This is a genomic window from Wenyingzhuangia heitensis (genome assembly GCF_011762155.1).
GTDB lineage: Bacteria > Bacteroidota > Bacteroidia > Flavobacteriales > Flavobacteriaceae > Wenyingzhuangia > Wenyingzhuangia heitensis.
This window is the reverse complement of record NZ_JAASQL010000001.1, coordinates 2,028,867-2,048,447: the sequence shown is the minus strand read 5'-3', so window position 1 is coordinate 2,048,447 and position 19,581 is coordinate 2,028,867. Positions and strand designations below refer to the sequence as shown.

The window sequence follows — 19,581 nt, the reverse complement described above, 5'->3', positions numbered from 1 at the left end:
AAAAAAGAAACAAAACCAAACAAAAAGCTCTGGCTAAGTGCTTGTCCGAAAATCTGTCGATTTTCAAACCCGCACTAACCATAGCAAAATACGTTGTAAAAAATACGCGCAACCTTTTTCAAAAAATGCATCTTAAAGGAAACAATATTTATATTATGAAAAAATTAGTCTTAGGTATTTTATTTATGACAATAATGTCTTGTCAAAATGATAATGACGAAATTTCAATAGATTTATCATCGTTTGAAAAAGGAAGAAGTGTTGATTTTAAAAATTTTTCACCTAAATCTGAAATAACTTATTGGGAATATTCGGAAGAATGCTCAAAGGATACATTGGGAAATTTTGATAACAAAATATTTTATTCAAGGGGAAAAATATGTATTACTGAGTATTGTAAAAGTCAATATCAAAAATCACATTTCACACATCCATTTGTTGATTTTTTGGGAGGTAAATGTGATAATTGTTGTAATGAATATTTGAAATATCAAATAAATGACAGCTTAATATCAATATCAACCAGAGAATATACAACTCAAAACAGACTCGATTTTATAGGAGAAATTAATACTCTTGATGAAGCTATTTGGATGATTAATCATTCTGGTTATACATTGACTGATAATAATATTCAAGGTTATATGAAAGTAAACAAGAATGATTTTGAATTTATAGCTAAAATAACAACTGAATATTGTGAACCTACAATTATAGAAAAACATCATATATTAATAAATGAATTAGGAGAAATTATAATACTTGAAAAAGAAAAAATATCAGAAGATAATTCACCATGTCCTCTGAATTAACTTTTTACAACACCGACTAAAAAACATTTGGGCTTGGTTATTTCTCGAAGTTTTGGCTTATTTACTAGGTCACCAAAGCCATTTATATTATTTTTAAAGTAAATTAATTAAATGGCTTTGGTTTGGTAATAAACCCGATAAATTGTCGCTTACTAAGCCCCAAACGCTCCTTAGCCAAACCGTTGTGTAACATTAAATAGTAACCCCGAAAAACTATATTCAATTAGAATTTTATTACTTTTGAGATATGGAAATGAATATTCAAAATACTAAAATAGAATTAATACAGTGGTTAACAACTCTTAACGACAAATCACTTATTGAGAAAATATTAGAACTTCGAAAATCTGAAACTACTGATTGGTGGAATGAAATTTCTGAGTCTGAAAAAAAAACTATTGAAAAAGGTATTTTAGATGCTGAAAACGGAAACTTAAACTCTCACTCTGAAGCAAGGAAAGTATATGAAAAGTGGTTATAAAGTTGAATGGACAGATAACGCTTTAAATGAATTAAAAGAAGTTTTTGAATATTTAGAATTAAAATGGACTGAAAGAGAATCTAAAAAACTTTCTCAGAAAATTGAAACTACAATCAAATTAATAGCTGAAAACCCTTATTTATTTCCTCAGTCAAAACATCTAAAAGTTCGAAAAGCCGTAGTACATAAATTAAACACTATCTATTACAGAGAAAACGATAGTAATAAAACCATTCAAATATTATCATTTTTTAGTAATCGAAAAAATCCTAATAAATTGAAAGTGTAAAAAAACGTTACACAACATCTGCTCATAGTTAATGCGGGTTTAGTTCTTTCTCAAAGTTTTGTCTATATTTACTAAGTCCGCCAAATCTTGTTGATTTGGCTTAGTGACAAAACAAGAAACAAATCCAAACAAAAAGCTCTGGCTAAGTGCGTTCCCGAAAATCTGTCGATTTTCAAGCCCGCACTAACCATAGCAAAATACGTTGTGCCTTATTTGACAAAAATCCACTCTAAAAATGAAAAATTTTACTTCAAAAGATATCTCTCGAATTAAAAATATCACGAATGGAGAAACTGGAAAAGCTTATTTAAACCTTGAAGAAAAAGAATTTATACTTCATTTTCCAGACAAAAGAAAGAATAGTATTCTTGAAGCAAAAACCGATGAAATTGTTGTATTGTATCAAAGAGCAAGTAAAAGCAAACCTAGATATTTAACACATTTAGTTAGAGCAATTGACTATGAAATAATAGAAGAAAATACAAGAGAGAATTTTAAATACGGGAGGATTTTTGAAGTAATTGCTTATACTGGAGAAGAAAATAAAATAAACTTTGAACTAACTGAACTTGGAAAAATAGATTTTAGAAATAGAGGCTGGGGAAATGCAGAAAGTTTTAAAAATATTGCTAATCAGAAAACGATTGAAAAAATTCAAGTAGAACTATGGAACTTATTCAAACCTTATTTCAATCATAAACTTAAACAGAATTTAAAAGATTATCAAACATACTTCAATGACGAACTAGAACAAGATTTTGGAACAAAAGAAGGAAAAGAATTATTTAGAAAACATAGAGTAAGAGAAAGAGATAGTTCCTTAACATATAGAAAAAAACAAATAGCAATTAAGAATGGTAATCTCGAATGTGAGGTTTGTAATTTTTCATTCCAAGACATTTACGAACAAGATTATATTGAATGTCATCATAAAACACCAATTTTTAAAGGAGAACGAATAACAAAACTTGAAGATTTGGCTTTAGTTTGTTCAAATTGTCACCGAATGTTACATAGGAGAATTGAAGGTGATTTTTTATCATTAGAACAATTAAGAAAACGAATAAAAACAAGGCACAACACCGTATAAACTTAATTGCTGGCTTCTCGCCTACTTACGAAAGTCCTTTCGGACTTTCTAGTTTGGTTTTTATTTACTAAATTAGGTGCTTAAACCACGCAACTAAGCTTATACAAACACGTTAAGCAACATTAAAAAAATGAACTTTCCTGAAATAGGTTGACTAAAAATTAAGCAATTAATTACAGTCACTTATGAAAACACAAAATGAACACTGGCGAAAAAAAAACTATCAAAAAGCAACTTTAGAGACTAAACTTTTAGTCGTTGACCAAATCTTAAATGGTCAACTATCCAACAATCAAGCTTCCAAAAAATATGACGTTCCTAGAACAACTATTTCCTATTGGTTAAGAAAATACAGTACTTTAGTGCAACAAAATACTGGTATGAGTAAAAACGATGAGATTAAAAGATTAAAGGAAAAGATTGAAGAACTTGAGTTTCAAAAAGACTTCCAACAAGACATTATCGCGGATATGGAACTAATTACAGGCGTCGATATGTCAAAAAAGTCATTACCCAAAACATTAGCAAAAGAGATAGAGCTAAAGAAAAAACAGCGTATAAAAGAAAATGGCTCTATGGATGTTTTGGGATATCTAAACAAGCCTTCTACAAAAGACTCAAAGCACAACAAAAACAACAAATAGAGCATCAAGAACTAATTAAAATGGTCAAGGACTACCGTAAAAAAGTAGGCTCGAAAACCGGTGGAATTAAGCTACACACAGAACTAAAACAAGACTTTGTAAACGCTAATATTAAGATCGGCAGAGACAAGTTCTATCGCTTCCTCAGACTAAATAATCTTTTGATTCCCAAAACTAAAAATTACATCACAACGACAAACTCAAACCATATGTACAAAAAATATAAGAACCTTGTAAAAGACCACGTTCCTACTCGACCAGAACAACTATGGGTAAGCGATATAACTTACATTAAAACACAATACGGTCATAATTATTTAGCCATTGTTACAGATGCTTATTCTAAAAAGATTATGGGCTACAAACTAGATAACCATATGAGAACATCACTTTGCACCGATGCACTCGCTATGGCCATTAAAAACAGAAAACACCCCAATCAAAAGCTTATTCATCATTCAGACAGAGGTTTTCAATACTGCAATCCTAAGTACACAACTTTTGCTGAAGACAACAATATCGTAATGAGTATGACTGAGCAATACGACCCTTATGAAAATGCTGTAGCAGAACGAATTAATAGAACGTTGAAATACGAATATGGATTAAAACAAACGATTAAAAACACAGAACTAGCTCAAAAAATGACAGAGCAAGCGGTCTATATTTATAACAATTTAAGAACGCATTTTAGCTTGGAATTAAGAAAACCTGCAGAAGTATATTTAAATCCTAATATCAAATACAAGTCGTATCGAAAAAATAAAGTAAATTTACCTGAACTAACGATTTAAGAACGGAGAATTTTAACTAAAAAAGAGTCAACCTATTTCAGTATAATACACATTGAACTTTCCTGAAATAGGTTGACTAAAAATTAAGCAATTAATTACAGTCACATAAAAGAATAATTAATTGAATAAATAGTATCAATGGAGACAATATACATTGCAGGTGGCTGCCTTTGGGGAGTCCAAGAGTTCTTAAAACACCTGCCTGGTGTTATTAAGACTAAAGCTGGCAGAGCTAATGGCTTTACTAAATCTACTAATTCAGACTATGATGGTTATGCTGAGTGTGTCAAAACGACCTTTGATCCTAACATTGTTTCAATTGAAGATTTAATTCATTATTTTTTAGAAATTATTGATCCTTATAGTATCAACCAACAGGGTAATGACATAGGTGAGAAATATCGCACAGGTATCTACAGCAATAATCAAAACCACCTGTTAAAGGCAAAAAAATATATTGCGAAAATAGAACAAGAACTAAACTATAAAAATAAGAGTCTAAAAAAAATAGCTATTGAAGTGCTTCCTTTAACAAATTTTATTCTAAGCGATACAGAGCATCAAGATAGATTAACCCTTAACCCTCATGACCACACTTATTGCCACATTCCTTTAAACTTACTACATAAGTATAAAAAAAGTCAGTCTTAATCTGACTTTACAGAAATAACTTGTAAGAGCTAAGCTATTCCTTAACATCTTTCATTATATATTCATTAAGTGCAAGTGAAGCGAAAATGAGACTTCCGCCAATTAAAATTTTCATAAGATCTGCTTCTTTATTCCATATAACAAGGTTAACTATTAATCCTAATGGAATTAATGCATTATTCATTATTGCTAATGAACCTGTGTTTACCATAACAACACCTTTATTCCATAAAAAATAACATAAACCTGATGCTACAGCACCTAGATAAATTAAAATTCCCCATTGCACTATTGTAGTTGGTATCTTTTCAGTTGATCCCATAATGAAAAAAGCAATAAGAGCTACCAAAAATGCACCAATAAAAAATAATCCAAAAATAGTATGCTTTGGTTTTGTTTGTAGTTCAGGTGTAGATTTTAATAAATACTTGTAAGCAACTTGTCCCAAAGCAAAACAAAGATTTGCTCCTTGTGTAATTAAAAAGCCTAAAAACACATGTTTACTAATACTTGAATATTGAATATAAGCAGCTCCTAAAACAGCAATTAAAGCAGTAAAAAGGTGTGTTTTATGAAATTGCTTACTTAAAATATCATTTAATACTGTAATATAAATTGGTGTTAATACACTAAAAAGCAATACTTCTGGCACTGTAAGAAATCTAAACGATTGAAAATAAAAACAATACATTAAACCTAATTGAACAGAACCGATTGCTATAAGTCTAAAAATTGTTTCTGTTTTAAGTTTCTTTAGCTTTAAAAAAGGTAAAAATAGTATTGTAGCAATACCTATTCGCATTAATACAGAAAACCATGCATCTACATGTCCAGAAAGATAAACACCTATTAAGCTAAATGAAAAAGCCCAAATAATAGTAACAATAAATAAATACCTCATAAATAAATTCTTGATTAAAAATCTCCTTACATCTGATTACATTCAGTTTCTTTAAGATTCTCTTTTATAAGTCTATGCTTTGTTTTTTTATGAAATCTATTTGATTTAAAATACTACCCAAATTAACATTAAAACATTAATAGTCAGGGTGTTTTACTTGATTTTAGACAATTGACATTCAATATACTAATTCATAAAAAACATACATTAATCAATAAATTATTTTGACTGCTTGTTAGGTCTCTGATCCAGACATTAGACTTGATATAATTTTATATTTTGGAAACTGATCCAAAATAATTTTAATAATAACCGTAATAGGAATTGATAAAATTAAACCTGGTACTCCCCAAATAAATCCCCAAAACATTAACATTACCAAAATAGTAATAACATTAATAGAAAATGTTTTCCCCATAAAAATAGGCTCTAAAACACTTCCTAAAACTACTTGCACTCCAGTTATAGTTATTACAAAAAATAATAAAGTACTGGTTACTTCTATTTCTACCAATGCAAACAAGGCTAATAAAGCTATAGAAACAATAGATCCAATCATTTGAATAAAGTTGAGTAAAAAGGCTAGTAAACCCCAGAATATAGGAAAACTGACATCAAAAAAAACACAAGCCAAACCAAAACCAATACCTGTAAATAAACTAATTATAAATTTTACTTTTACAAATGTTATAATATCTTTTTCTATTTTTCTAAAAGTTTTTACAGATGCATGTTTTTGTTTAAAAATAGTACTGTTTAGTAGTTTTTCTACATTAATAGATCCGGCTAATAATAACAACGAAAAAAACAATGTCATTAGTGACATAGAAACAATATCACCCACAAAATCTAAAGAAGGTCCTATTTTTCCTGCCAAATTGTTTCCTTGTAAATAATGGTTAATCAGACTGTCACCTTCTCCCCTAACAACTCCAAAGTTTTTTTCTATTAGTACAATTAAATCAACAATTTTTGTTTCAGCTTTTTTAAAAAACAAACCATTTGCTTCTAATATTTCTGTACTAGAAAGCTGAATCAACATAAAACCTACCTTAAAAATTCCTGCAATAATTAAAACAACTACAGAAATACTCATGTATTTTGGAATTCTTTTTTTATTAAACCATCTCATCAATGGTAAAAACAACAACGCTATAAACATTGCTAATACTAGGGGTATAAAAATAAAAGACAGTGTTTTTAACAGGTAAAAAACAAGAGAAATAACTATTATTAGCAATAGTATATTTGTAGTTCTAGCATCTTTCATTAGCTTACTTTTGTTTAATGATTATTCCTTTCAAAAATACATAATTTCAAAGGTTATTTAATACAATTAATCAACTATGCTTAAAAAATAATCTAATCCAACAAGCACATATCTACATCTTGTATGTATTAATATTTCTCTCAAAAAATAAACAGTAATAATTTCAAAGAATTAGATAGAAATAGATCCCTGTATATTACTAACAACTTCCGTATCTTTGCTGTACTAGTAAATACTATATATGACATTTAAAGACTTACACTTAAACGCTAAAATATTAAAAGCGGTAGCAGAACAAAACTACACCACTCCCACTCCAATTCAAGAAGCAACTATTCCTTTGGTATTAGATGGAATAGATGTAATTGGTTGTGCACAAACTGGAACAGGTAAAACTGCTGCATTTGCATTGCCTATTTTAGACCGTATCTTTTCTCAGTTAGATGCTAGTAATAAAAGAGATAAAAAAATTAAAGCTTTAGTAGTAAGCCCTACTAGAGAGCTGGCCATTCAGATAGAAGAAAACTTTAAAAAATACAGTACTTACACCAATTTAAGAACCACATCTGTATATGGTGGAATGGCTATGGAACCCCAAATAGATCAACTTACCAAAGGGGTAGATGTATTAATTGCCACTCCGGGTCGTTTGTTAGATTTACACAAAAGAGATATTTTAAATTTAGACTATATTCAAATTTTAGTGTTAGATGAAGCTGACATGATGTTAGACATGGGCTTTATTGATGATGTTAAAAAAATAGCTCGCCTGTGTCCTCCACAAAAACAAACCTTATTGTTTTCTGCAACCATGCCTCCTAAAATAGAAAGCTTGGCCAATGAATTGTTAACAGAACCCGAAAAAGTCTCAGTATCTGTTTTGTCATCAGCAGCAAAAACAATTAGCCAGGAATTATATATAGTTCCTAAACCTCAAAAAATAGAATTGTGCTTGCATTTGTTACGTAATAATTTAAGTGGAAACATGATTATTTTTAGACGTACCAAATTTGGAGTAGACAAACTAGAAGAAACTCTTTTAAAAAACAATTATAAAGTAGATACTATTCACGGAGACAAAACCCAAGTTGCCCGTACCAAAGCTTTAAATAAATTTAAAAATAACGATGTTAATATTTTAATTGCTACAGATGTGGCAGCTCGTGGTATTGACATACCCAATTTAGATATTGTTATTAATTTTGATTTGCCTAATATTCCTGAAGCTTATGTACATAGAATTGGTCGTACGGGTAGAGCTGGTAAAGAAGGACGTTCTTTATCTTTCTGTTCTGCAGATGAAAAAACATACATAAAAGACATTCAACAATTATTAGGAAAACTAATTCCCGTAGAAGAAAACCATCCGTATCCTTTAGATCCTAAAGCAAAACCCGAAGTACACAAAAAACAAGGTAGTAAACACAAAAAAGGTCGTAAATCTGTAGCTTCTAAAGCAAAAAAGAAACGTTGGTATTAAAAAAACAACAACCCTTATCTAATTTTTAAAGATGGAATATATCTATTACCCCTTAAGTATACTAACGGTTGTTCTTACTTTTTTACCTAAAATTCAACATCAACATTGGATATTTAGAATTGCTACCTTTGGAAAAATACATATTACTGCATTTCAAATTATTTTGCTTGTTTTTGGCTTTTTTGCAGTTTGCACTTCATTACAATTATTTATTTTTCAATTTATTTTAACAACTACAATTCTAAACAGCACATACATACTATATCCTTATTTATTAAAAAGTAAAAATAAGAATGCTGTAACTGGCAAAAACTTTGTTTCTATTATTTCGGTAAATGTATACCAATTTAATACCGAATATCATCACTTAATTAAATTGATAAAAAAGTATCAACCAGATATTTTGTTGACTATTGAATCTAACAAAGATTGGGAAAAAGCAATATTAGAACTAGATAATGATTATACTAATTATAAAAAGATTGCCTTAGAAAATACTTACGGAATGCATTTTTATACGCAATTAGCAGTAGAAAATATAAATGTTAATTATTTTGTTGCTGATGATATTCCTAGTATAAAGGCAACTCTTAAAACTAAAGACAAACAAAATTTTGTTTTTTATGGAATTCATCCACCACCAGCCAGCCCAACCGAAGAGCCTAATTCTAAAGAAAAAGATGGTGAATTGCTAAGTATTGCTAAAAAAATAAAACAAGAAACGTTACCAACTGTTGTTATTGGTGATTTTAATAGTGTTGCCTGGTCTAGAATTACCAAATTATTCACAAAAATTTCGGGATTAAAAGATGCAAGAATTGGTCGTGGATTTCTTTCTACATTTCCAGCCAATTATCGCTTTTTTAAAATTCCATTAGACTTAATGTACCACACAAAAGATATTTCTGTACGTACTTTAAAAACTTTAGAAAACATCAATTCTGACCATTTACCTCTTTATGCTGAGTTTAGTATACATCAAGTAAAAAACAACCAACACAAAGCTTCTGATGAAGTACTAAAAAAGGCAGATGAATTAATTATTGAGGGGGAAAAGGAAACTTCAGAACAAAGATAAATTCACATAAAAAAAACAATTTATCAAAAAAATTCACAAACAAAATACCATTTTATTGTGTTTTATTTATTTATAAAACTTTTATTGTAGTCTATTCAACATTTATTCTATCTTTTTTTAAGATATATAGATAGTTTTGTTTTTTTTAAATAACTAAACTACAACTATGGTATATAAATTACTTATCCGACTAAAAATGGGATTCATTTTTAGTTTTCTTTTTTTATCAACTCTAGCTACTTTAGCTCAAGAACAAAAAATAAAAATTACAGGATTAATAATAGATGAAACCAAAGAAACTGTTCCTTTTGTAACCATAGGTATTGTTAACAAGAGTATTGGTACTGCAAGTACAGAAGATGGTGAGTTTTCTTTGTTGGTTTCTAAAAATGAACTTATTGATACTCTTTATGTTTCTTCTTTAGGGTATGATACTTATAAAATTAACGTAAGTGATTTTATAGCTAAAAAAGACCAAAATATTATTTTAATAGAAAACGTGGTTAGTTTAAGTACTTTGGTTCTTCTACATCCTATTGACTATGTAAATAGAGCGTTAAAAAACTTAAAGAACAACACCTTAAGTAAAACTCACGTAAAAGAAATTTTATACAGAAGAGCTGCATCCGAAGATGGAAAAGCTAAATTTTTTGTGGAGAATTTTATAAGATTTAGAGATAAAGGACCTGCCTATTGGATGGGTAGATTTGAAGTGACTGAAGCACGAAAATCTGTAGATTATAGATTTTGGAAACACACACAATGGAAACATTCTTTAGAATATATGTGTGAAGTAAATTTGCTAAGACCCGGAAACTCTTTTCATAAAAGAAACCTGAAAAAATTTGATTGGGTAAAAACAGGAAGCTCTTCTTATGAAGGAGAGGACGTTTTAATTTTACTAGGTACCAATCCTAAAAAAACATGGGAAAAAGTAACCTTATATATTGGTCTAGATGATTATAAAATTTTTAAACTAGAAAGCGGTAACTCTTTATACATTTATAAGAAACACCAAAACGGAAAACTTTATTTAAGTTATTACAGAAACTCATGGGGATTTCCTAAGGATAATATTCCACCAGAAATGTTAGGTACTAGAGCAGAAAGTTTAAATTACAAAGCAGAAGCTTTTGTGCTTAATGTAACCCTAGATAAGAAAAAAACAAAGGTTAAAGACTATGGTTTAGGTTTAGACATGGGAAGTTTAGACCTACCTTATCATCCAAAATTTTGGAAAAAATTAAATACTCCGCCAGATACTAAGTTTTACAAAAAAAATAAAACAGAGTTAGAAGGACTTTTTAACGTTCCTCTAGAAAAACAATATCAACTTTCTAACAAATAGCTAGACATTAAATAGACAAAATTAACCTCCAAGTTTACAAAACTGGGAGCTTTTTGTTTTTTATTTCCGGTCCTACAACCTATATATTGACAAAACAAACCATACATTATTGCATTTTCAACGATATATTTATTTTTTATCAATAATATTTTTATATATTTAAACACTTTGTTCTATTATATTCAATATCTATACCCCTTACTTACTACTTATTATAAATAATTTTGTCTCACTAAAACTAAACTAGAATTATGGTATATAAACTACTTAAAAAATTACCCTTGTTAATTTTATTGATGATTTCTATTCATCAATTAACAGCACAAGAAAAAAAAATAAAAATCACAGGACTTATTTTAGATGAAACTAAAGAAACCGTTCCTTTTGTTACCGTAGGTATTGTTAACAAAAGTATTGGTACTGCCAGTACAGAAGATGGAGAGTTTTCTTTGTTGGTATCTAAAAACGAATTACAAGACACTTTGTATGTTTCTTCTTTAGGTTTTGATACTTATAAAATTAAAGTTGATGAATTTTTAGCTAAAAAAGACCGATCTATTGTAATGATAGAAAACGTGGTAAACTTAACCACTTTAAAACTATTAACACCTAAAGAATATGTTTTAAAAGCAATTAAAAATTTAAAAAAGAACACACTTAGCAAACCTCACGTTAAAGAAATTTTATATCGTAGAGCTGCCTCTGAAGATGGAGTCGCTAAATTTTGGGTAGAAAACTACATCAAACAAAAAGATAGAGGTCCTGCAAACTGGATGGGAAGAATTCAGGTTACCGAAGCAAGAAAATCTGCAGATTATAGATTTTGGAAACGTACCCAATGGAGACACTCTATTGTGAGTATGCACGAAGTTAATCCTTTTACTCCTAGTGATTCTGAACACGCTAGAAACTTAAAGAAATTTACTTGGAAAAAAACAGGAGACTCCTCTTATGAAGGTGAAGATGTTTTAATCTTAGAAGGTCAAAACCCTGATAAAAAGTGGGAAAAAATCACCGTTTATATTGGTCTTGACTCTTACAAAGTATACAGAATAGAACGTGGGAGAACATTATACATATACAAAAAACACAAAAGTGGAAAGGTACATTTAAGCTACTTTAAAAACGAATGGGGATTTCCAAAACACATGATTCCAAGAGAATTACACGGAACAGCAGCAGAAACATTGCATTACAGAATGGAAGCTTTTGTATTAAATGTTGAAACAGATAGAAAGAAAACAAACATTGTAGACTACGGATTTGATAAAGATATGGGCTCATTAGACTTGCCTTATCATCCTGAGTTCTGGAAAAGTTTAAACACTCCACCAGACACTAAATTTTATTTAAAAAACAAAGAAGAAATAGAGGGGCTTTTTGGGGTTCCATTAGAAACTCAATACCAACTTTCTAATCAATAATTTATTAACAGTAACTTATAAATAATAAAGAGCGGTATTTAAAAATACCGCTCTTTTAATTTTAGTCAATTTTTTATGCTTTACTTTTTAAATACTCCTTTGGCAAAACCACTACCGTGACTTGCAGACCAAAAAACATTTTTATCAAACGGATCAAAACCAAAACCTTCTATTTTATCTGGTTGTCCTAAACCATAATTACTTTTATGCCAATTTTTTCCTCCATCCCTAGAAATGTAAATTCCTGGATTTAATAATTTAGTCTTTCTATTGGGAGCTACCACTACCCCAATATAATTAGGATCTAAATCAGACACTGCTACTCTGTTTGTATTAGGCATGTTAAAAATTTGTTCCCAATTCTTTCCCTTGTCATAACTTCTAAAAACTCCACCTTTTCCTACTTGGGTTGCACCATCTCCAGTAGCTATGTACATAGTTCCGTTTTTATCAAACTTTACAAACTTAACGCTTGTCACCCCGTTTGGTAACTTCATCTGTTCCCAAGAATCTCCGTTATTATTACTTTTAAACAAACCGCCCGGAGTATTTCCTTTTGATGTTGCCAAAGCAGCATATAAATCTTTATAATTCTCATCATAAGACATTTGCGTTACGTTTAAATTCTCTGGCAATCCGGTGTTGTTGTATTTCCATGTTTTTCCACCATCTTTACTCTGATATATTCCATAATCAGAAAAATCTGCATACTTTTTATTGTTTTTGTTCCATTTAGAAGGATGCCAACCTCTTTCTGTTTGAGAAGGCACGCAAAAAGCAATATTATTAGGAGTATCTTTATCTATTACGATACTAAACAAATACAATAAATTGTTCGGTTTCATATTTTTGATGGGTTTGGAAATTGTTTTCCAAGTTTTTCCTCCATCTACAGATTTTCTAAACGTACCCGCATTTCTTTGTCTATTGGTTAAACTATAATAGGTTTTAGAGTTGTTTGGATCTACCACTAAAGACGTAATACTTACAGAATTCTTTTTATAATCTACAGACTGACCTTCTATTTGATGCAATGCTGTTGCTCCCTTATACACTTTATCTCCATCTAAAGTACTTTTCCATATTCCGTGTTCTTCTGTATAAAACAAATATTTTCCTTTTTCTTGCGTATCTAAATTCAACCCAAAACCTGGCAAATTACTATCTCCACGTCCTACCCAATTTCCACTTCCTGGACTTGTTTCATCATCGTCTATTTGAGTCCAAGTTTCTCCGTGATCTTTAGAGATTAAATGTTGTTGTTCGTAACAAATAATCACCTCACCATCTGCATTGGTTTGCATTAAACGTACTCCAATAGTTCCATCTTTCTCATTTACTTCATTTAAATGAGCAAAGGTTGCGTTTAATCCTAGTGGATTGTTTAAAGATTCCCAATAAGTTTTATCTTCTTGATCTGCCCAATATTTACCTGCTCTTAACGCAACATTCCAAGTTTTACCTCCATCTAAAGTTCTCATCAATTCTCCAGGACCAAAACTATAATCGTGTTTTAAATTGTTCGATACATAAACTTCATTTGGATTTTTAGGGTTGATTGCAATTCTATTAAATACAGGCAAAGTTTCTTCTGGATATTCTGGAGCCATTTTTTTAATTTGACCCAAACTCTTTCCAAACCAATAACCTATGGTTCTATAATATGTCCAATTTTTAGATTGATGACTAATTACTTTTAAGTTGTAATTTTCACTTAAATTACCCGAAATACTTTCCCAATTTTCTCCCTCATTAGTACTTTTATATACACCACCTTCTGCAATGGTCGTTTTTCCTTCAATTTTATATTGTGTTTGCAACACACAATACAAAAAGAATTCTTTAGTTTGTTGGTTGTAATAAGAAGTTAAATCTCTAACATTATTATAAGGAAGTCCTGTTTTTATTTCTCGCCAAGATTTTCCTGCATTGGTAGATTTATACAAACCAACATTAGACAACACATAGATGTTTTTAGAATTTCTTGGATCAATAATAATTTTACCTACATCTAAATCATTAGCTATATTATCCATTATTTTTTCCCACGTTCTTCCTTCGTTTGTTGTTTTAAGAATCGCTCCATATTCTGTATAATTTACTTTGGTTCCGTTTGGGTCTTTTAAACTACGATGCACGTTTTTCACTTTCCAATATTGTCCGCCTCCTATATACCAAGTTTTTTTATCGTTGGGATCTATACTTGCTACAGAAAATTTCTTTTTTCCTGGAAAATTAGGAACAAGTGTCCAGCTAACACCTTTATCTTTTGTTAGTTTAACCTCACTTTTCTCTAACATAATACCATAGTTAACATCTTGATTAGAAAAAGCAATCCAGTTTGGGCGAATGTCACTTCCTTTACCATCAAAATCATTTAAAGTTACCCAAGACTTACTTTTATTTTCTGTTCTGTACGCATTTCCCATATCGTAATTTAAAAACATGACGTTAGGATCTGTTGGGTGAATAAATAAATCTTCACTATAACCGGAATTACCAGGCCCTATTAACGTCCATTTTAAACGTTCATCACTTGCCACTTTTTCGGTTTGTAGTTTTTTAAAATACGTTGAGTTTTGTGCAAATGTTGCGAATTGTACACTCACAAAAAGTGCCACTATTATTTTTTTCATCTTCTATTGGTTTTACTATAAACTAAAGTAGTTTGTATCTCTTGTAAATAAGAAAACAAATGGTTTATTAAAAGAACCCCATCACTTTTTCACCCAAAAAATAACCGTTTTAATTTAGACCACCAATACAATATTCCCTATTTTGACATCATCCAATCATATTTTGACACAAATAATTATAGTATTCTACTAAAAGGATATATTAGATTTTATTATTATAAATAAACAAAATCATGAATTTCAAAAAAATCTTATTCGCATTCGCTTTAATTATTTCGACAACTGTATTTTCACAAGAGTGGGCAGAAAAACAAGCTAAAAAATTAACAACAAAGCTTAATACCTCTTTAATTAGTGCTGATGAAAATTTAAAATTAAACGATGAGCAGTCAACAAAAGTAACAGCTATTTATAAAGATTTGATGGTAGAAAAATCTAATGCAAAAATAAAATTAGAAAAAGCAGGAACTTTTAACAAAGAAGATTTTTGGAAATCAACTTTTCCTATACAAAAAGCAGCGAATGAAAAGATTAGAGATCTTTTATCTGTAACACAGAAACCAGCTTTTAATAGTTTTTTACGTAAAAAATAAAAAGCATCCTAAACAAAAAAGGTTCCTAAATTATTTAGGAACCTTTTTTGTTTGTTATAGTTTCTACTATCTTTTTAGCAAAGCATCCATAGAGTATTTACCAGCACCGTTAATAAATAACACAACATACACGGCTAAATACAAAATTGATTTTTCTTGCACCCCAAAGGCATCTGTTGAATGCACCATAAACAAAGCTACGGACATAGTAACTAGTAAAGGGATTAAAGCCAAACGTGTTAACAATCCTAAAATTAACAATACAGAACAAATTACTTCTGCAAAAACTGCCAATCCTAAAGAAGCCGTTGCTCCAATTCCAAAAAAGTCAAAAAACTTAATCTCTTTCCCCGAAAATAAATTACTCCATTTCCCCAATCCATGTCCTAATAACATAGTAGCACCAAAGGTTACTCTTAGTATTAAAACAGCAAAATTACTTCCCCAAGATTTATTACTTAATAGTTGTTTTTTCATCTAATTATATATTTAAATTTATCTTCTTTTACCTGAATACGTCATCGCTTCTCCTTTACCAAAACCGTAACTAAAGCCTAAGGTAAAAAAACGTCCTCGTTGTCCAAAACTATATTGATAAGTAGTATCATTATCAATAATTGTTTCACTAATTCTAGAAGCAAACAAATCTCTAACCGCTAGGTTGATTACCGCTTTTCCTTTTAATATTTTTTTACGTAGTCCAATATCTGCAAATGCAAAACCAGAAGTTTCCCCTTGAACTGTTTTGTACGAAGATCGATAATTCCCTGTAATTTCTAAATCAATATCTTCAGGGAAACCAATTTTTGATGTAACTCTAGAACTCCAACTATCTCCATCAAAATCAAAATTTTGCGCATTGTACTCTCCTTCTCTACTAAAATAGTTCCAGTTAAAATCTCCATTAAAAGTCAACCATTTTATAGGACTGTATTTACCGTTTACCTCTACTCCTGTTGTATTTTTAGTTCCAATATTAAAGGGAGTTGTAGTCGTAACATTATCATCAAAAATAGCAATACGCTCCATAACATCTGTTGTGTAACGATGATACACACTACTATTCATCGTTGCTTTTCCTATTTTATAAATTCCAGTAACCTCAAAAGAATTGGTATATTCTGGTAACAAGTTTGGGTTACCTGCACGAATGTTAAAGTTATCACGAATGCTAAAAAACGGATTTAAATCCCACAAACGAGGTCTGTAAATTCTTTTAGAATATCCTGCCTGAACAGAAAAATCATCTGTGACTTTATAAGAAGTGTGCAGACTAGGGAAAAAGTCTGTATACGTTTGATTATTCTCTTGATTGTTATTGGTTAGCAAGGTTTTTAAATCTGTATTCTCTACACGCAAACCTAATTTTAAGCCCCAATTATTTCCTTCAAAAGCTCCTGTACCGTATACAGCCAATACTTTTTGATTGTATTCAAAATTATTTGTCAATTCTGGATCTGCTACAAACTCAGTTCCATTGTAATCTCTTACTTCATAATCATTTCCTACATCATTTATTACGTATTGACTTCCTGCTTCAATTGTATATTCATCAGTAATAGGATTGGTGTAGTCTAACTTAAAAGTATAGTCAGATTGTTGAAAATCTGTATTGGTTTCTTGTAATTGATCTTGATCATTTGTTCCAAAAGTAGTCGCATTGTTAAAATCAGAATCTGTGTCTTTTCCAAAAAACCTTCCCAATGCACTAAATAACAACGTATGCTCTTTGTTATTTTTAAACTCTTTTTTGTAGTTAAACTCGTACTGCCATTTAGGGTTTAGTGCTTGAGTGTTTTCAACTCTATACCATTCGCTATTTAACACATCATTATCAAAAGAACGATAATTGGTTCTAGACGGTTGGTCTTCCCATTCATAAGCAACATTACCAGACAAGGTTAACACATTGTAATCATCTATATGATAATCGGTTCCTAAAATAAAATTAAAGAATGATTCGTTACGATAATTCGTACCGTAACTCTCTACCTTGCTATCATTCTCTTTGTTTAAGTTGCTATTTTCATTATCTCTTGGCATAGACCTATATCCACCACCTAATTGGGTAAACAAATTAAATTTCTCGGTTCTTCTATTTAAACTCACCCCAACACTATGATTGTCTGGAGTTCCTGTGTTTAAAGATATGGAACCATTCAACCCTCTTTTTTCTTCTTTCTTTAAAATAATATTTAGCAAACCTGCAGTTCCTTCAGCATCATACTTAGCTGATGGATTGGTAATTACCTCAATACTCTCTATCATATCTGCTGTAATAGTACCCAAAGCATTACTACTATCATCTGCCAATACAGACGGTTTTCCATCTATTAAAATCTGAACTCCACCGCTTCCTCTTAAACTTACTTCTCCTTCTATATTTACGTTAACAGACGGTACGTTGTTTAACACCTCTAAGGCACTTACACCTGTACTAGCAATGTCTTTACCCACGTTAAATACTTTTCTATCTAACTTAAATTGTGTTTTAGACACTTCTGCTCTTACTTCTACCGCAGCTAGTTGCTCACTGTCTTCTTCTAAAATTACCGTTCCCAGGTTGATACGACTTTGCTTTACATCAATATCTTTAATAGTTTTGGTTTTAAACCCCATAAAACTTATTTCTACATAAAAATCTGTTGCGGTAGTTTTAATGCTAAACGTACCTGCATCATTAGAAATGGTTCCAGATAAAATTTGTTTTGTAGCTGCATTTACTACCGAAATAGTTGCATAAGGTATGGTCGTTTGCGTACTTCCGTCTTTAATTTCTCCTAAAACAATATGTGCATTTTTTTGTTGCCCCATTAAGGAATAATTCCCCAAAAGAACCAAAATTAGTAACACTATTTTTGGTAGTCTATTCTTCATACAAGTAATATTTATTTTTTGAACTACAAAAAAAGTAAGAAATACAGTTATTAAAAAATCTATTCTGTAAACGACAAAAACTATATTGCAAACAACAAATACAAGTCAGTTTTGACGTTAACAACCTTCTTTTTGGTGTTTGCAGATTTTTTAAACATTCAAAAAATCATTTTAATAGCTTTGTAAGTATGCAAGCAAAAATTAACTATTTACAAATTATAAAAGAACTTAGTTTTCAGCTAACCTTGGCCGGACTAGTTTTTATTTTGTATTCCTATGGTAGACATGATAGAATTATTACACTTCAAGAATTTATTTTTTTTAGCAATCAATCTTTAGGAGCCTATGTTATTGGCTTTGTATTCTTGCCTCGCTTTTTTTATAAAAATAAAAATTGGCATTTTGCAATCTATTCTGCCGTTGTTTTGGGGATTGTTGTTTTTGTAGAAGAAGGAATTTTAGAACGTATTTATTTTCCCTATACAAAAGGGAGAAATATAACCGCTAAAATTTTTGATTTATTAGACATACTTCCTACTATATTAATTTTATTGGGAGCAAAATTTGCTTGGGATGCCATTACAGAACGCAAACGTACTAAACAATTAGAGTTGTTGGCTAAAGAAAGTGAACTTCAGTTTTTAAAGACACAAATAAACCCTCATTTTTTATTTAATAATTTAAACAACTTATACGCTTTGGCGATAGAACAATCTAGCAAGACTCCTGATTTTATTTTAGGTTTGTCAGACATGTTACGCTATATGTTATATGACTGTAAAACACAATACGTAGCACTTACCAAAGAAGTTGAACATTTAGAAAATTTTATCAAACTAAACGAATTGCAAATAGAAGGTCGTGGAGAGGTATTTTTTACCACATCTAAAAACCTACAATCTTTTAACATTGCTCCTTTGTTGTTTATGGTTTTTGTAGAAAATGCTTTTAAACACAGCAGCTCTAGTTTAACAGATAATATTGAAATTAAGATTGATTTAACCGTAGCTAACAATGGTGTATTAGTTTTTACATGTACCAATAATTACCTACCAAAGTCTAATACCCAAAACTTATCTAAAGGAATTGGTTTGATAAATGTAAAAAAACGATTAGAAATGTTATATCCTAATTCACATTCTTTAGAAATTAAAGCAAATAAACACAGCTATAACGTATTTTTAAAACTAGAGTTAAATTAATAGCCTCTAAA

General features: G+C 30.1%; 18 protein-coding genes. 13 read left to right on the top strand and 5 right to left on the bottom strand.

Going from position 1 to position 19,581, the window contains the following annotated elements; genetic code table 11:
* From FHR24_RS08665 to FHR24_RS08635, 7 genes are all read left to right on the top strand, one after another.
* On the top strand, positions 1 to 812 hold an 812-nt coding region (locus FHR24_RS08665), incomplete at its 5' end, for a hypothetical protein (protein ID WP_208412308.1).
* Positions 813 to 1,065: 253 nt separating this feature from the next.
* The gene (locus FHR24_RS08660) at positions 1,066 to 1,293 is read left to right on the top strand and encodes a hypothetical protein (protein WP_243846523.1); all 228 of its coding nucleotides are present in this window, start codon (positions 1,066 to 1,068) and stop codon (positions 1,291 to 1,293) included.
* On the top strand, positions 1,277 to 1,582 hold the full coding sequence (locus FHR24_RS08655) for a type II toxin-antitoxin system RelE/ParE family toxin (RefSeq protein WP_167186805.1): 306 nt from the start codon (positions 1,277 to 1,279) through the stop codon (positions 1,580 to 1,582). Before FHR24_RS08660 ends, FHR24_RS08655 begins: the two co-directional genes overlap by 17 nt.
* A gap of 235 nt (positions 1,583 to 1,817) precedes the next feature.
* Positions 1,818 to 2,672 carry an HNH endonuclease gene (locus FHR24_RS08650; protein WP_167186802.1) on the top strand — a complete coding sequence of 285 codons (855 nt, stop codon included), beginning with the start codon at positions 1,818 to 1,820 and terminating at the stop codon, positions 2,670 to 2,672.
* Positions 2,673 to 2,857: 185 nt separating this feature from the next.
* Positions 2,858 to 3,316 carry a helix-turn-helix domain-containing protein gene (locus tag FHR24_RS08645; protein WP_208412307.1) on the top strand — a complete coding sequence of 153 codons (459 nt, stop codon included), beginning with the start codon at positions 2,858 to 2,860 and terminating at the stop codon, positions 3,314 to 3,316.
* Entirely contained in the window at positions 3,262 to 4,110 is an 849-nt protein-coding gene (locus FHR24_RS08640) for an IS3 family transposase (RefSeq protein ID WP_317166189.1), read from the top strand. Before FHR24_RS08645 ends, FHR24_RS08640 begins: the two co-directional genes overlap by 55 nt.
* A 138-nt stretch (positions 4,111 to 4,248) precedes the next feature.
* Complete coding sequence (locus FHR24_RS08635; protein ID WP_167186799.1) at positions 4,249 to 4,761, top strand: peptide-methionine (S)-S-oxide reductase; 513 nt, start codon at positions 4,249 to 4,251, stop codon at positions 4,759 to 4,761.
* Between the two features lie 34 nt (positions 4,762 to 4,795).
* On the opposite strand, the gene FHR24_RS08630 is transcribed toward FHR24_RS08635, so the two are convergent.
* Complete coding sequence (locus tag FHR24_RS08630) at positions 4,796 to 5,662, bottom strand: EamA family transporter (RefSeq protein ID WP_167186796.1); 867 nt, start codon at positions 5,660 to 5,662, stop codon at positions 4,796 to 4,798.
* Positions 5,663 to 5,897: 235 nt separating this feature from the next.
* Positions 5,898 to 6,932 (bottom strand): AI-2E family transporter, encoded by a 1,035-nt coding sequence (locus FHR24_RS08625; protein WP_167186793.1) that lies wholly within the window; start codon positions 6,930 to 6,932, stop codon positions 5,898 to 5,900.
* Between the two features lie 241 nt (positions 6,933 to 7,173).
* Here FHR24_RS08625 and FHR24_RS08620 point away from each other — a divergent pair, with 241 nt between their 5' ends.
* From FHR24_RS08620 to FHR24_RS08605, 4 genes are all read left to right on the top strand, one after another.
* A complete protein-coding gene (locus FHR24_RS08620; RefSeq protein WP_167186790.1) occupies positions 7,174 to 8,412 on the top strand; it encodes a DEAD/DEAH box helicase in 1,239 nt (412 codons plus the stop codon).
* Positions 8,413 to 8,443: 31 nt separating this feature from the next.
* Positions 8,444 to 9,490, top strand: coding sequence for an endonuclease/exonuclease/phosphatase family protein (locus tag FHR24_RS08615; protein WP_167186787.1), 1,047 nt, complete (start codon positions 8,444 to 8,446; stop codon positions 9,488 to 9,490).
* Positions 9,491 to 9,686: 196 nt separating this feature from the next.
* Complete coding sequence (locus FHR24_RS08610) at positions 9,687 to 10,838, top strand: carboxypeptidase-like regulatory domain-containing protein (RefSeq protein ID WP_243846522.1); 1,152 nt, start codon at positions 9,687 to 9,689, stop codon at positions 10,836 to 10,838.
* Between the two features lie 251 nt (positions 10,839 to 11,089).
* Positions 11,090 to 12,262, top strand: a complete 1,173-nt coding sequence (locus tag FHR24_RS08605; protein WP_167186782.1) for a carboxypeptidase-like regulatory domain-containing protein — start codon at positions 11,090 to 11,092, stop codon at positions 12,260 to 12,262.
* A gap of 80 nt (positions 12,263 to 12,342) precedes the next feature.
* Here the strand turns inward: FHR24_RS08605 and FHR24_RS08600 are convergent, their stop codons facing one another.
* A complete protein-coding gene (locus tag FHR24_RS08600; protein ID WP_167186779.1) occupies positions 12,343 to 14,898 on the bottom strand; it encodes a VPS10 domain-containing protein in 2,556 nt (851 codons plus the stop codon).
* Positions 14,899 to 15,131: 233 nt separating this feature from the next.
* On the opposite strand from FHR24_RS08600, the gene FHR24_RS08595 reads away from it, so the two are divergent.
* Positions 15,132 to 15,491, top strand: a complete 360-nt coding sequence (locus tag FHR24_RS08595; protein ID WP_167186776.1) for a hypothetical protein — start codon at positions 15,132 to 15,134, stop codon at positions 15,489 to 15,491.
* A gap of 66 nt (positions 15,492 to 15,557) precedes the next feature.
* Here the strand turns inward: FHR24_RS08595 and FHR24_RS08590 are convergent, their stop codons facing one another.
* Both FHR24_RS08590 and FHR24_RS08585 read right to left on the bottom strand, forming a co-directional pair.
* Positions 15,558 to 15,968 (bottom strand): DoxX family protein, encoded by a 411-nt coding sequence (locus FHR24_RS08590; protein WP_167186773.1) that lies wholly within the window; start codon positions 15,966 to 15,968, stop codon positions 15,558 to 15,560.
* A gap of 18 nt (positions 15,969 to 15,986) precedes the next feature.
* Entirely contained in the window at positions 15,987 to 18,368 is a 2,382-nt protein-coding gene (locus tag FHR24_RS08585; RefSeq protein ID WP_167186770.1) for an outer membrane beta-barrel family protein, read from the bottom strand.
* Positions 18,369 to 18,556: 188 nt separating this feature from the next.
* Here FHR24_RS08585 and FHR24_RS08580 point away from each other — a divergent pair, with 188 nt between their 5' ends.
* Positions 18,557 to 19,570 carry a sensor histidine kinase gene (locus tag FHR24_RS08580; RefSeq protein ID WP_167186767.1) on the top strand — a complete coding sequence of 338 codons (1,014 nt, stop codon included), beginning with the start codon at positions 18,557 to 18,559 and terminating at the stop codon, positions 19,568 to 19,570.
* The last annotated feature ends 11 nt before the right edge of the window (positions 19,571 to 19,581 follow it).